Annotated in this window: 10 protein-coding genes and 1 pseudogene; 5 read left to right on the top strand and 6 right to left on the bottom strand. The window is 64.9% G+C overall.

Annotation, left to right across the window (positions count from 1 at the left end; translation table 11 throughout):
* The 4 genes and pseudogenes from GJ699_RS34300 to GJ699_RS31610 form a co-directional block, all read left to right on the top strand.
* A pseudogene (locus tag GJ699_RS34300) lies at positions 1–784 on the top strand (DNA polymerase III subunit gamma/tau); the annotation flags it as partial.
* A 39-nt stretch (positions 785–823) separates the two neighbouring features.
* Entirely contained in the window at positions 824–1,150 is a 327-nt protein-coding gene (locus GJ699_RS31620; RefSeq protein ID WP_135200448.1) for a YbaB/EbfC family nucleoid-associated protein, read from the top strand.
* A 6-nt stretch (positions 1,151–1,156) separates the two neighbouring features.
* Positions 1,157–1,747, top strand: coding sequence for a recombination mediator RecR (gene recR / locus GJ699_RS31615; RefSeq protein WP_154383404.1), 591 nt, complete (start codon positions 1,157–1,159; stop codon positions 1,745–1,747).
* Complete coding sequence (locus tag GJ699_RS31610) at positions 1,744–2,958, top strand: CaiB/BaiF CoA transferase family protein (RefSeq protein WP_154383403.1); 1,215 nt, start codon at positions 1,744–1,746, stop codon at positions 2,956–2,958. Before recR ends, GJ699_RS31610 begins: the two co-directional genes overlap by 4 nt.
* Here the strand turns inward: GJ699_RS31610 and GJ699_RS31605 are convergent, their stop codons facing one another.
* From GJ699_RS31605 to GJ699_RS31590, 4 genes are read right to left on the bottom strand one after another with little or no spacing between them, the layout of a single operon-like run.
* Positions 2,959–3,267, bottom strand: coding sequence for a hypothetical protein (locus GJ699_RS31605; RefSeq protein ID WP_154383402.1), 309 nt, complete (start codon positions 3,265–3,267; stop codon positions 2,959–2,961). It lies immediately after the preceding gene.
* Between the two features lie 8 nt (positions 3,268–3,275).
* On the bottom strand, positions 3,276–3,569 hold the full coding sequence (locus GJ699_RS31600; protein ID WP_154383401.1) for a hypothetical protein: 294 nt from the start codon (positions 3,567–3,569) through the stop codon (positions 3,276–3,278).
* Entirely contained in the window at positions 3,566–5,704 is a 2,139-nt protein-coding gene (locus GJ699_RS31595; protein ID WP_154383400.1) for a putative bifunctional diguanylate cyclase/phosphodiesterase, read from the bottom strand. The genes GJ699_RS31600 and GJ699_RS31595 overlap by 4 nt, the downstream gene beginning before the upstream one ends.
* Positions 5,705–5,706: 2 nt before the next feature.
* Positions 5,707–8,493: a hybrid sensor histidine kinase/response regulator gene (locus GJ699_RS31590; RefSeq protein WP_154383399.1), complete on the bottom strand. Its 2,787-nt coding sequence runs from the start codon at positions 8,491–8,493 to the stop codon at positions 5,707–5,709.
* Positions 8,494–8,622: 129 nt separating this feature from the next.
* Between GJ699_RS31590 and GJ699_RS31585 the strand changes: the two genes are divergently transcribed.
* Complete coding sequence (locus tag GJ699_RS31585) at positions 8,623–9,822, top strand: glycosyltransferase (RefSeq protein ID WP_154383398.1); 1,200 nt, start codon at positions 8,623–8,625, stop codon at positions 9,820–9,822.
* Here the strand turns inward: GJ699_RS31585 and GJ699_RS31580 are convergent.
* Positions 9,819–11,300 (bottom strand): M20 family peptidase, encoded by a 1,482-nt coding sequence (locus GJ699_RS31580; RefSeq protein WP_154383397.1) that lies wholly within the window; start codon positions 11,298–11,300, stop codon positions 9,819–9,821. The two genes, GJ699_RS31585 and GJ699_RS31580, sit on opposite strands and share 4 nt — an antisense overlap.
* A gap of 21 nt (positions 11,301–11,321) precedes the next feature.
* On the bottom strand, positions 11,322–13,736 hold the full coding sequence (locus GJ699_RS31575; RefSeq protein WP_195763695.1) for a TonB-dependent receptor: 2,415 nt from the start codon (positions 13,734–13,736) through the stop codon (positions 11,322–11,324).
* Positions 13,737–13,784 lie beyond the last annotated feature (48 nt).

Genomic DNA, 13,784 nt, shown 5'->3' with positions numbered 1-13,784 from the left:
CGCTGCCGCGCCTGCGCGTCCGGCGCCGTGGGAAGACATGCCGCCGGCCGCCATGGGCAGCGCCGAGGCCGCCGTGCTGGAAGTGCCGCCACGCGCGCAGGCCGCGCCGCAGCACACCGCGCCGCAAGCCCGACAGCCACAAGCCGCTGCGGAGGATGACCTACCGCCCTGGGTGACCGAATTTTCTGACGATAGTGCGGTCGCCGCGCCATCGTCCGCCCATCCGTACGCACCGCAGCCGAGCGCGCCGCAAGGGCAAGCGCAGGGGCAGGCCTATCAGGCCGACGATCCGCACGCCATCGCCATGCCTGCGCGCGCCGCGCCGGCGCCGGCCAAGGCGCCATATGCCTACGTCATCACCCCGGTTCCCGAACTGAACTGGGATGGCAACTGGCCAGCGGTGGCGGCTGCGCTGCCACTGCGTGGCACGGCCCAGCAACTGGCCATGCAATCCGAACTGGTGCGCTGCAGCCTGGACGGCAACGCCGCCGTATTCACCATCCGCGTGCCGATCGAAACCTGGCGCACGCCGAGCAACGTCGAGAAACTGACCACCGCGCTGAGCGAACGCTTTGGCCGCACGGTACGCCTCGACAGCGAACTGGGCGCGGTCTGGTACACCGCCAGCGCCGAGGTGCAAGCCTACCGCGAAGCCTGCCAGCGCGCGGCCGAGGAAACTGTCGCCAATGATCCTTTCGTGAACAGCATGATCCGCGAACTGGACGCCTGGGTTGTCCCCGGCTCCGTCGTGCCGCCGCAAGCCAGCGCGGCAGCGGCTGCCTGATTCACTCTCTAACAATCCACCACCACGGAGTACACCATCATGATGAAGAACCAACTCGCCGGCCTGATGAAACAAGCCCAGGCCATGCAGGACAATATGAAGAAGGCGCAGGAATCGCTGGCCCTGATCGAAGTCGAAGGCCAATCCGGCGCCGGCCTGGTCAAAGTAGTGATGACCTGCAAGAACGACGTCAAGCGCGTTTCGATCGACCCATCGCTGCTGGCCGACGACAAAGACATGCTGGAAGACCTGGTGGCCGCCGCCTTCAACGACGCCGTGCGTAAAGCTGAAGCCACCGCCGCCGAGAAAATGGGCGGCCTGACCGCCGGCATGAACCTGCCGGCCGGCTTCAAGATGCCATTCTAAGGACCCATGTCCAAGTCGCTGGAATTCCTGACCGAAGCGCTGCGCCGCCTGCCGGGCGTCGGCCCCAAATCGGCGCAGCGGATGGCGTTCCACCTGTTGCAGCATGATCGCGAAGGCGCGGACATGCTGTCGCGCGCCTTGCATCAGGCGGTCAGCGCCGTGCATCACTGCGCGCTGTGCAATACCTTCACCGAAGAAGAGGTGTGCGACACCTGTATCGATGAAGAACGCGACCGCCGCCTGCTGTGCGTGGTCGAAACCCCGGCCGACCAGTTGATGATCGAACAGACCCTGACCTACAAGGGGCTGTACTTCGTGCTGATGGGCCGGCTGTCGCCGCTGGACGGCATCGGCCCGCGCGACATTCATCTGGAAAAGCTGGTGGCGCGCGCCACCGATGGCCTGGTTACCGAAGTGGTGCTGGCCACCAATTTCACCAACGAGGGCGAGGCCACCGCGCACTACATCAGCGAGATGCTGAAGGCGCGCGGGCTCAAGGTCAGCCGTTTGGCGCGCGGCGTGCCGGTCGGCGGCGAACTCGAATACGTCGATGCGGGCACCATCGCCCGCGCCATGCTGGATCGAAGAGCGACATGACGAAAAATACTGCCGGCCCATTGAAGGGCATCAAGGTGCTGGAACTGGGCACGCTGATCGCCGGTCCGTTTTGCGCGCGCATGCTGGCCGAGTTCGGTGCCGAAGTCATCAAGATCGAAGCGCCCGATGGCGGCGATCCGATCCGCAAATGGCGGGTGCTGAAGGATGGTACGTCGTTGTGGTGGTCGGTGCAGTCGCGCAATAAGAAATCGCTGACGCTGAACATGAAGCACGCGCAGGGCCGCGAGATCGCGCGCAAGCTGGCGCTGGAAGCCGATATCATCATCGAGAACTACCGTCCCGGCGTGCTGGAGAAGTGGGAGCTGGGCTACGAGCAGTTGAAGGCGCTCGATCCGTCGATCATCATGGTGCGCTTGTCCGGCTTTGGCCAGACCGGGCCGATGAAGGATTTGCCGGGCTTTGGCGCCATCGGCGAGTCGATGGGCGGTCTGCGCTATGTGTCTGGCCATGCCGACCGGCCGCCGGTGCGGGTCGGCGTCTCGATCGGTGATTCGGTGGCGGCGCTGCATGGCGTGATCGGCGCCATGATGGCGCTGCGCCACCGCGACGCCACCGGCGGCAAGCTGAAGGGCGAGGGCCAGATGGTGGACGTGGCGCTGTATGAGTCCGTGTTCAACCTGATGGAATCGCTGGTGCCGGAGTTCGACCATGCGGGCGTGGTGCGCGAGCGCACCGGTGGCTCGCTGCCGGGCATCGTGCCGTCCAACACCTACACCACCAAGGATGGCGAGAATATCGTGATTGCCGGTAATGGCGATGCGATCTTCAAGCGGCTGATGCTGGCCATGGGCCGCATCGATCTGGCCGGCAATCCCGAGCTGGAGCGCAACGATGGCCGCGTCAAGCATACGCAGCTGATCGACGATGCGATTCAGGCGTGGTGTGATACGCAGGACATCGACAGCGCGCTGACGGTGCTGCAGGCGGCCGACGTCCCGGCCGGCAAGATCTATTCGGTGCGCGACATGATGAGCGATCCGCAATTCCTGGCGCGCGAGATGTTCGAGCAGCACCAGTTTGCCGACGGCACGCCGGTCAAGCTGCCGGCGATTTCGCCCAAACTGTCGGCCACGCCGGGCCACACCAAGTGGCTGGGGCCGGAGCTGGGGCAGCACAACGATGAGGTGCTGCAGGCGCTGGGCTACAGCGCGGAGCAGATCACCGCCATGAAGCAAGACGGCGTGCTGTAATCAGTCGGGAATCGCCATCAGCGGCTTGTGGCGCTGGATCGCCAGCGTCACCAAGCCATCCAGCGCGCGCGCAAACGCCACGATTTCCCTGGGCGCGGCCGACTTGCTGACGATGTCCAGATCGCGCGCCAGCGCCGGCAGCTCGGATGGCCTGAAGTCCACTTCATTGCAATAGTCTCCAAAACGGAGCAGTTGCTGAAGCTTGAGCTGCCCAGCAAGGGTCATAAGGATGTCGTGTTGACGGATGCCCAAGGAGATAATCTCGGCGGAAGTGTCGTCTTCTGTCAAAACAGCAAAGTCGAGTGCCATTGCAGCTCCTAAGGTGTCCCTGGAAACATCGTGACCAGTTCGCCATTCAACCGCGTCAGCACTGTCACCAGCGTGGTTGGTTGTCCAGTGCGGCGGTTGATACCCACCGGATGTCCGGCGTCGAAGACGCGCACGAGATGATTCCTGATTTTCCCCAGCGGCGGATGCTGCGACGCCAGATTGATTAGCTGGACCAAGTCTTCGTTCGCGTTGAATGTACTCTTTTTTCTTGAGCCCTGCATTTGCGTGCCGGTATGGTGTTTCAGTATATGCTGCCAGCCACGCTTGCTGATGTAGATCACGTCAGCGCCAGCGCGTACTGGTTGGCCAGCAGGCGCTGGATCGATTCCGGTGGCGAGGGATGGCCGAGGTAGTAGCCTTGCACCATGTCGCAGCCGTATTGTTCCAGCATCACCAACTGGGCATCGGTTTCCACGCCTTCGGCTACCACCGCCATTTTCAGGCCGTGCGCCATGGCGATGATGGCGCGCGTGATGGCGGCGTTTTCGGAATCCAGCGGCAGGCCGCTGATGAAGCTTTTGTCGATCTTCAGCGCGCGCACGTCAAAGCGCTTCAGGTAGTTCATCGACGAATAGCCGGTGCCGAAATCGTCGATCGATAAATACACGCCGATGCCGCGCAACTGCTCCAGCGTGACCATGGTGGCGCGGGCGTCGTCCATCAGCGTGCCTTCGGTCAGCTCTAGCTCCAGCAGCTCGGCCGGCAGGCCGGTGTCGTGCAGCGCGGACAGCACGATCTGGGTCAGATTCTCGTCCTTGAACTGCTTGGCCGACAGGTTCACCGCCACCCGCACCGGCGGCTTGCCGGTCTGCTGCCACGCGGTGGCTTGCTGACAGGCGGCGCGCAGCACCCATTCGCCGATCGGCACGATTAACCCGGTCTCCTCGGCCAGCGGGATGAACTCGGTGGGCGAAATCACACCGCGCTCGGGATGGCGCCAGCGCACCAGCGCTTCGACGCCAACAATGCGCGAGCTGGTGACGTCGATCTGCGGCTGGTACAGCAAATACAGCTCGTCATTCTGCAACGCCTTGCGCAGGCCGACTTCCAGCTTGACGTGGCTCATGATCTGCATCGTCAGCGACGAGCTGTACAGCTTGGCGTTGTTCTTGCCGCAGTTCTTGGCGTGGTACATGGCGGTGTCGGCATACTTGAGCAGCGAGTTGCAGTCCTCGCCATCTTCCGGATAGAGCGAGATGCCGATGCTGGCGGTGACGAAGATTTCGTGTGCATCCAGCAGGAAGGGGCGGCGCATCGCTTCCTTGACGCGATGCGCGACGTTGAGCGCGTTTTCCACCCGCTCCAGATCCGGAATCAGAATGGTGAATTCATCGCCGCCCAGCCGCGCCAGGTTGTTGCCGGCCTCGGTGCGCGACACCAGATCGCCCGGCCGCGTGGTCTCGCGCAGCCGTTCCGACACGGCTTTCAGCAGATGATCGCCGACGTCGTGCCCCAGTGTGTCGTTGATGCGCTTGAAGGCGTCCAGGTCCATGAACAGCACCGCGAATTTCTTGTTGGCCTTGCGCGAGCGCACCAGCTCGGCTTCCAGCGTTTCCAGGAAGGCTTGACGGTTGGGAATGCCGGTCAGCGAATCGCAATAGGCCAGGCGGCGGATCTGTTCCTCGTTGCGCTTGCGCTCGCTGATATCGCGCACCAGGCCCAATACCTCGTCCGGCCCGGTGGCCACCAGCCGCGCCTCGAAGTGCCGCACCGGCAGCGGCGCCGGATGCTCGCCCTGACGCGCGCGCGGCGCCGGGCCGGGCAGCGGCAGCTCGTAATCGAGCGAGCGGATGTGCTGGCTGTCCAGCACCGTGTGCACCTGCTCCAGCATGTGGCCGGCGATGTCCGGCGGCAGCACCTGGCTCAGGTGGCGGCCCACGCACAAGTCGCTGGCAAACACGTTGCTGGCCTCGTGGCCCTGTTCGTAGTCGAGGTAGTAGCCTTCCTTGTTCATGCGGAAGAAGGTGTCCGGTATCGCCGCCAGCACCGCGCGGTGCTGGGCGTCGGCGATGCGCAGGCGGCTGATGGCGTCGCTGGCGCGCAGCACGTACAGCACGCGGTGGCCGAGGATGGGCCAGTTGATCGGTTTGGAGACGAAATCGGTCGCGCCGGCCTCGTAGGCGCGGGTGACCGATTCCAGTTCATCGCCGCCGGTGACCATGATGATGGGCACGGCCGCCTGCGCTTCCAGGCGGCGGATTTCGCGGCAGACCGCAAAGCCGTCCATGCCGGGCATGTCGACATCCAGCAGCACCAGATCGGGCGCCACGCTTTGATAGCAGGCCACGGCCTGCACGCCATCGGCGGCCTCGACTGCGTCAAGGCCGACTTGCGCCAGCATTTCCAGCATCAGCAGGCGCATGGTGGGATCGTCGTCGGCCACCAGTACCAGGCCGCGCTTGGGGGAAGTTGCCATGTTCAGATCTCCCGTTCCAGGATAGTTCCCAACGCCTGCCGCGCGGCCTGGAAAGAGCGTTCCATCTCAGCCAGCAGAGGAGCGGCGCCGGCGGTTGTTTGATTGCGGCCCAGCTGCTCCATCTCCTTGCAGCGCTGGGCCAGGGCCAGCGCGCCGACATTGGCGCTGCTGGATTTCAGACTGTGGGCGGCCTTGCGCAGCTGGCCGGGGTTGTCGCTGGCGATCGCCAGCCGGATGGTGTGTAGCTGGCCGGGCGTGTCGTTCAGGAAGGCGTGCAGCACCCGCTCCAGCAGCGCATCGCCGTTGGCCGGGTTGAGGGCGCGGATATTGTCCAGCGCCTGCAGGTGGATGGTGTCGTCGTCCGCTGGCGGGGTGTCGGCCGGCGGCGGCGCCACTCGCGGCAGACTGATCCAGCGTGCCAGGGTCTGTCCCAGCGCTTGCTGGGTGAAGGGTTTGCTCAGGTAATCGTCCATGCCGGCGGCCAGGCAGGATTCGCGATCACCCTGCAGCGCGTTGGCGGTGATGGCGATGATGGGCAGGCTGCGCGCGCGGCCGCGCTGTTGTTCGTGGCGGCGGATTTCGTTGGTGGCGGCAAAGCCATCCATCACCGGCATCTGGCAGTCCATCAGGATCAGGTCGAAGTCGTCGGCCTGCACCGAGTGCAACGCTTCTTCGCCGTTGCAGGCGCGGCTGACTTCGAGTCCCAGCCCTTCCAGCATCGCGCTGGCGACTTCGACGTTGACCGGATTGTCTTCCGCCAGCAACACCTTGCGGCGTTTGCGCGCGCGTGCAGCGGAGGTGTTGCCGGCGCTGAGCGTGCTGACCGGCGGCGCGGTTGCGGCCACGGCGGCCGGTCGCGGTTCGCGTCCGCGCAAGGGCGCGACGATGGCCTCGTACAAATCGCAGTCGCGCAGTGGCTTGATGAGCTGGAAGGCGACACCGGCGGCGCGCTGCTGCACGCTGTCGGCGGCGTTGCGTTCGGTGGCCAGCAGCAGCAGGCGTGTGGCCGGCAGCGCGCTATCGGCGCGGATGGCGGCCGCCAGCGCCAGGCCGCTGGTGCGCGGCTGCTCCATGTCAAGCAGTACCAGATCGTAGGGATGGCCGTCCGCCGCCGCTCGTCGCAGCCGGGGCAGGGCGTCGGTGGCGCCGCAGCTGGCGCAGCTGATGCGCCATGCCGCCAGTTGTCGCTCCAGGGCGACGGGGTGTGGATCGACAATCAAAGCGCGAAGTCCCTGTGTGGCGGTGGAAGGATCGTCGATATCGACGCGACGTTTGTCAAAATTTACGGCAAACCAAAACACCGATCCTTGAGTTAGCGCATGTTCGACGCCTATTGCGCCGCCCATTAATTCCACCAGTTGCCTGGAAATCGCCAGCCCCAGTCCGGTGCCGCCGTGCTTGCGGGTGGTGGAGCCGTCGGCCTGCGAGAAGGAGTCGAAAATGCGGGCGCGCGCCTCGGCCGAGACGCCGATGCCGGTATCGTGCACCTCAAAGCGTAGCGCGACCGCTTGCGCATCCTCATGCACGACGCGTACCTTGACGGTGATCTGGCCGGCGTCGGTGAACTTGATGGCGTTGCCGAGCAGGTTGAAAATCACCTGCCGCAGCCGGTTGGGATCGCCGCAGATGGCGAGCGGGATGTTGTGGGCGATGTCCAGCTCCAGCCGCAAGCCCTTGGCCTGGGCCTGCGGCAGGAATACGTTGTCGACATCGTCTAGCAGGTCGCGGAAATTGAACTGGATGTATTCCACCGTCAGCTTGCCGGCTTCGATTTTGGAAAAGTCGAGGATGTCGTTGATGATCACCAGCAAATGTTCGCCCGAGCGCTTGACCATGCTGGTGTAATGGCGTTGCTGCTCGCTGAGACGGGAGGCCAGCAACAGTTCCGTCATGCCCAGCACACCATTCATCGGGGTGCGGATTTCGTGGCTCATGGTGGCGAGGAAGGCGCTTTTTGCCTGACTGGCGGCCTCGGCGGCGTTCTTGGCCTTTTCCAGTTGTTCGGTGCGCACGCTGACCTGGCGTTCCAGCTGATCGCGGTACTGTGCCAGCGCGGCGTCGCGGCCCTCGACCTGGGCCAGCATATCGTTGAAGCTGTCGATCAGCGCGCCCAGCTCGTCGTTGCGCTGGTGGGCCAGACGCGGCGTCGCCTGGCCGCGACTGATCTGCTGGGCGGCCGTCATCAGCTGGCTGACCGGTTCGGCAATGCTGCCCTTGAAGCGGGCCGCCGTCAGCAGCGCCATCATGAAGGACAGCACGGCGGCCACCATGGCGGCGCCCAAATTCTTCAGGATATCCAGCCACATGCGGGTTTGCGCCACCTCCACCATCACCGTCCCCACCACTTCATCGCCATCGTGCAGCAGGCGGTAGACGCGCAGGGCGGGTGCCCATGGCGGTCCGCTGCGCTCGGCATGGACGTTGGTAACGGTGGCGGTGGCGCCCAACTGGTCCGGCGCGTTGCGCGTGGATGGCAGGCGCGGCGATGCGTAGCGCGCCAGCAGCCGGCCATCGCCGTCGTACAGCGCGGCTTGCAGGATGTCTTCTTCGGCGGCCAAGGTGGCGAGTGTCTGGCGGGCTTGCTGGCGGTCGGCGGATTGCAGCGCGGCACGACTGTTGTTGCCGACCACGCCGGCCAGCGAGGATAGCTGCTGTTTGGCGTCCTCGGTGTGGCTGAGCACGGAGGTGGCGGCAAAGGCGACGAACACCAGCAGCAGCGCGCTGCCGGTGGACAGCACCGACATGATCGTCAGCTTTTGACTCAGACCCGAGCGTTCAAAGTTGAACATCGTTGTGCCCATTCAAAGTGCCAATGAGAAAAATATATGCTTCAGGCAAGCTCGACTTTGATCTGCATTAAGGCAGGCACGTTTGACCTGCCTCAAACAAGCCGTGTGTGAGCGTCGCAAGCTGGTGGCATGGAACGCAAAAGAATCTTGTTCGTGGCCGAGGCGGTAACGCTGGCGCATGTCGGCCGTTCGCTGGCGCTGGCGCAAACGCTGGACCGGCAGCGTTATGACGTGCATTTCGCCTGTGCACCTGGGCATGAGATGTTTTTGAAGGGAAGTCAGCTGCGTAGCTGGACGCTGAACAGCATTTCCAGCCAGCGCTTTCTGGCCGCGCTGGCCGCCGGCAAGCCGGTGTACGACCGCGCCACGCTGGCACAGTACGTATTGGACGACATACGTCTGCTGGAAGCGGTGCGGCCGCAGGTGGTGATAGGCGATTTTCGACTGTCGCTGTCGGTCAGCGCGCGGGTGGTGCAGGTGCCCTATGTGACGGTCACCAACGCCTACTGGAGTCCCTACGTGCAGCAGCACTACCGGGTGCCGGCGATCGCGCTGTCACGCGTGTTGCCGATCGCGCTGGCGGAGCCGCTGTTCCGCGCTGTGCAGCCGCTGGCGTTTGCGCTGCACAGCCGGCCGTTGAACGCGGTGCGGCGCGCCTATCAGTTGCCGTCGCTGGGGCCGGACCTGCGACGTGTCTACACCGATGCCGACCACGTGCTGTATGCGGATATCCCTGAGATGTTTCCGGCGCACGATTTGCCGATCACGCATGCGTATCTGGGGCCAGTGATGTGGTCGCCGCCGGTGGAGCTGCCGCCGTGGTGGGACGCGATGCCCGGCGGGCGCGACATCGTCTACGTCACGCTGGGCAGTTCGGGCCAGGCCGCCTTGCTGCCGCGCGTGCTGCAAGCGCTGGCGCCGCTACCGCTGACGGTGATGGCCGCCACCGCCGGCAATGTCGATGCCGGGCTGTTGCCGGACAATGTACACGTGGCGAGCTATCTGCCGGGCGAGCAGGCCGCGCAGCGTGCGCGCTTGGTGATCTGCAACGGCGGCAGCCCCACCAGCCAGCAGGCGCTGGCGGCCGGGGTGCCGGTGCTGGGCATCGCCGGCAATCTGGATCAGTACCTGAATATGGATGGCGTGCTGCGCGCCGGCGCCGGCGCGCTGTTGCGTTCGGACCGGTTGCAGGAGGAACAGTTACGCGGCGCGGCGCTGCATTTGCTGCAGCAGCCTGAGCCGCGTGCGGCGGCGCAGGCCGTGGCGCGGCAGTTCCAGCAGTACGATGCGGCGGCGCGGCTGGCGAGCCTGTTGGCGCGCTTGTGTTAGCGGGCGGCGCCTTCGCTCAGCAGCGCCTGGTAGAAGGAAATCATTTCGCCGTAGTTGACGATGCTGATGCGCTCGTCCGTGCCGTGGATGCGCGGCACGTCGGTCGGCGTCATGCGCACCGGCACGAAGCGGAAGGCGGCGTCGCTGACCAGACCATAGTGACGGCTGTCGGTGCCGGCCAGCACCAGGCCAGGGCCGACCAGCGCTTCCGGCGCCACCTTGCCGACCGTCGAGGCGATCAGCTGGTAGCCGGGCGAATGCATGTCCGCCACCGGCGTGGCCGCAGTGGCGGCGGTGGAGCCGGCGCGACGCACTTGCACCGCCGGATCGTTAATTGCCGCCACCGTGTGCTTCTCGACATCGTCCACACTGTCGCCCGGCGCCAGACGGAAGTTGACGATGGCGCGCGCTTCCGACGGCAACACGTTTTCCTTGACGCCGCCGCTGACCATGGTAGGTGCGGTGGTGGTGCGCGTCATCGCGCTGGTGGCCGGGGCGGCATCCAGCTGACGCAGGATCAGCGGCGACAGCAGCCACTCATTGGCAATCGCAAAACGGGTGGCGAACGGCAGCACCGGCGCCATGGTGCGCAGGCCGATGCCGCCAGGGCCGTCCAGCGAGGCCGGCATCGGATGCTGCTCCAGTTGCGCGACGGCGCGGCTGATGCGGCCCACCGCGGTCCACTGCGGCGGCATCGACGAATGGCCACCGTCGGCCTTGGCGCTCAGTTCCAGCGTCATATAACCTTTTTCCGACAGGCCGATTTGCGCCACCGGACGCTCGGCGCCGGGAATGAAACCGTTGAGTATCACCAGCCCCTCGTCCATCGAGAACTCGGCGTGGATTTTGCGCTGTTGCAGCAGCTCGGTGATTTTGGCGGCGCCTTGCTTGCCGCCTTTTTCTTCATCGTGGCCATAGGCCAGCAGAATAGTGCGACGCGGTTGATAGCCTTGCGCCAGCAGGCTTTCCACCGCCTCCAGCGTGGCCATCACCACGTGCTTCATGTCGAGCGTGCCACGGCCCCAGACGTAGCCATCGGCAATCGCGCCGCTGAATGGCGGATGGCTCCACTTGGCTTCCGTGCCCGGCTCGACCGGTACGGTGTCCATGTGGGCGGTGATCAGGATCGGCGCCAGCGATGGATCGGAACCCTGCCAGGTGTACAGCAGGCTGTCGCCCACCAGCTCACGCTTGAGCTTGGCATGCGTCAGCGGGAAGCTGGTTTCCAGCAGCTTGTGCAGTGCAGGGAAATTGTTGACGCCGTCGTTGCTCTCTTCACCATGCGATACGGTAGGGATGCGCACCGCCGCCGCCAGCCGCTCGGCCGCTGCTTCCAGCCCGGCCGGCGGCGTCGGTGCCCGTTGCGCCAGCGGCGGCGGGGAGGGTAGACGCAGTGTGTTGACCAACATCACCACCAACAACAGCAGCAATGCTGCCACCACACCCATCACCATCCGCCACATCCAACGCATGAACATCCCTCCGAATTGAGACAAAAATTACAGCTGTACGCGCAGTTCCAGCGAAATCACGCGTGGCTTGCTGACATAGACGTAGGGCGAACCCACGGCCGAACCCAGCGTGCTGACCGACACGTACTGCTTGTTGGTCAGATTGTTGACCACCAGGCCCACGCCCCAACGACCGGTTGGTGCGGTCCAGCCGAGACGGGTGTCGATGCGCTCGCGGGCCTTGCCGGCGCCGACCACGCTGTCCGGCGAACAGGTGCCGGTGCTGCTGGTGTCTTCGTTGCAGCGCTTCTTGCCCTGGTAGCCGTACATCAGGCTGAAGTCAGCATTGCCGTCGGCTACCGGCCATTTGGCCGCCACGCCGGCCGAGGCGCTGAACAGCGGCGCGCCGGCGGCCTGGCCGTCCAGGTTGACGCCGGTTGGCGCCACGTAGTGCGAGTAGGTCTGATCCAGATATTCCAGCGAGCCGTTCAGGCGCCAGATGCGGTTCAGCTTCCATTGACCTTCCAGGTCGACGCCGGTGGCTTCCTGATCGCTGTTGACGATCTGGTAGACCGGGATGCCGCTGCTGGCGCTGGCAGGAATCAGCGTCAGGCTTTGCAGGTTGGTGTACTTGTAGCGGAACAGCGAGGCGCCGTAGCTCAGGCCGATCGAGCGCACAGTGCCTTTCAAGCCGACTTCCAGATTGGTCACCAGTTCCTTGTCGTACTGGCCGTTGACGCCGACCGCGTCAAAGCCGCCGGCCTGGTAGCCCTTGCTCCACGACGCGTACGCCATGTGGTCAGGCGTCAGGTGATGGTCCAGCACCACGCGCGGGCTGAAGTTGTTCCAGCTGTTGTCGGCGGTGAAGGCCGCTTTCGACGAGCCTGGATTGGTGAACTGGATGTTGCTGGTCGTGACCGCCTTCAGCGTTGCAGCCTGGGTCGCGGTCAGCAGCTTGGCCGCCACCAGCGCCTGGTAGAAGTTGGCCGAGTTCAACACCGCCAGTTGGGCATCCAGACCGGCCGCGTTGCGGGCAGGGTTGTACCAGCTGAACGATTTCTGGTCGTGCGTGTAGCGGCCGCCCAAGGTCAGGTTGGTGCTGTCGCTGACGTGCCAGATGGCGTCGCCGTAAGCGGCGTAGGCGCGGTATTCGCCCTTGTCGTAGATCGATTCGGTCCACGATTGGCCCAGCAGGTTGACGCCTTGCAGCGTGCTGCTGCCAGTGGCCTTGCCGAGCGCCTGTGCCAGCGTGGTCAGCGTTGCGTACGGCGCCAGGCCGGCCGAGTGGGCGATGATGGTGTCCAGCGAGGTGGTGGTGGCCGACACGCTCTGCACCGAGGTGGCACGCTCGCGGTAGGCGCTGACGCCGCTGACCCAGTTGATCTTGCCGGTCTCGCCGCTCAGCTTGAACTCCTGCTGCCAGGTGGCGTTGGATTCGACGATGCCGGTCGACAGTGCCGAGGCCGGGTTCGAGCCAGCGTCGTTGTCCTGCCAGTTCTGCGCGTTGTAGTGGCGGTAGGCGGTGGTGCTGGTCAGGGTGGCGAACGACAGCGGCTTTTCGACGCGCAGCGTGACGCCGTCGAAGGTGCGGCCCTGCATGTTCGGATTGGCGTCGTTGTTGAGCTGAGTAGCCAGCGGGTCGCTCCAGGTCGACGGGCCGCCGTAGTTGATCTTGTTGTTGGTGACCGAGAATACCGGTGGGCCGGACTGGCGCATCACCTCGTGTTCCCAGCTCAGCGTGGCCGAGCTTTCGTCGCCCTGCCAGCGCAGCGCGGCGCGCACGCCACGGTCGCCGTCGTCGCCCATGCGCTGGCCGTTGTAGGAATTCAGCGCCCAGCCATCGTTTTGCTGGCTGACGGCCGAGATGCGCAGCGCCACGCTGTCGCTCAGCGGCGTGTTGTACAGTGCTTCGGCATGCTTCTCGCCACGGCTGCCGATGCGCACCAGCGCGTTGGCTTCGACCCGGTTGATCGGTTCGTTGGTGACGATGGAAATCGCGCCGGCGGCGGCGTTGCGGCCGAACAGCGTACCCTGCGGGCCTTTCAGCACCTCGACCCGCTTGATGTCGTTGAAGTTCAGCAGCGAGCCGCCGTTCTTGCCGGTGTAGACGCCATCGGTGTAAATGCCGACTGGCGAGTCGGTGCCGATGCCGAAGTCTTCGGTGCCGACGCCGCGCAGGTAGACCTGAGGACGAATCGATTGCGAGGTATCGATGGCCAGGCCGGGCACGAAGGCGTCGACGTCGGCCAGGCTGGCCACGCCGAGGTCCTTGAGCGCGGCGCCGGACATGGTCTGCACGGCAATCGGCACGTTTTGAATTTGCTGGCTACGGCTCTGGGCCGTGACCACCACCACTTGATCGGTTTCCTGCGCAAAGCTGACCGACGCGGCCATACTGGCCAGCGCGACGCTGACGGCGCTGGCGCACAGGCGCAGCTTCAGCCGTTGTTGAATCACACTCACTCTCATCTCCCGTTGAACGACTACTTGTTGAGCATCAAAACGCCGGCT

This window comes from Duganella guangzhouensis (assembly GCF_009674535.1).
In the GTDB taxonomy this organism is placed as follows: domain Bacteria; phylum Pseudomonadota; class Gammaproteobacteria; order Burkholderiales; family Burkholderiaceae_D; genus Rugamonas; species Rugamonas guangzhouensis.
The sequence above is the reverse complement of the archived record's forward strand: the minus strand, read 5'-3'. Positions and strand labels throughout refer to the sequence as shown.

Excerpts from the sequence above, each read along its gene's own strand:
- GJ699_RS31620 (WP_135200448.1), top strand. The coding sequence starts at position 824 with ATGATGAAGAACCAACTCGCCGGCCTGATGAAACAAGCCCAGGCCATG.
- recR (WP_154383404.1), top strand. The coding sequence starts at position 1,157 with ATGTCCAAGTCGCTGGAATTCCTGACCGAAGCGCTGCGCCGCCTGCCG.
- GJ699_RS31610 (WP_154383403.1), top strand. The coding sequence starts at position 1,744 with ATGACGAAAAATACTGCCGGCCCATTGAAGGGCATCAAGGTGCTGGAA.
- GJ699_RS31605 (WP_154383402.1), bottom strand. The coding sequence starts at position 3,267 with ATGGCACTCGACTTTGCTGTTTTGACAGAAGACGACACTTCCGCCGAG.
- GJ699_RS31595 (WP_154383400.1), bottom strand. The coding sequence starts at position 5,704 with ATGGCAACTTCCCCCAAGCGCGGCCTGGTACTGGTGGCCGACGACGAT.
- GJ699_RS31590 (WP_154383399.1), bottom strand. The coding sequence starts at position 8,493 with ATGTTCAACTTTGAACGCTCGGGTCTGAGTCAAAAGCTGACGATCATG.
- GJ699_RS31585 (WP_154383398.1), top strand. The coding sequence starts at position 8,623 with ATGGAACGCAAAAGAATCTTGTTCGTGGCCGAGGCGGTAACGCTGGCG.
- GJ699_RS31580 (WP_154383397.1), bottom strand. The coding sequence starts at position 11,300 with ATGTTCATGCGTTGGATGTGGCGGATGGTGATGGGTGTGGTGGCAGCA.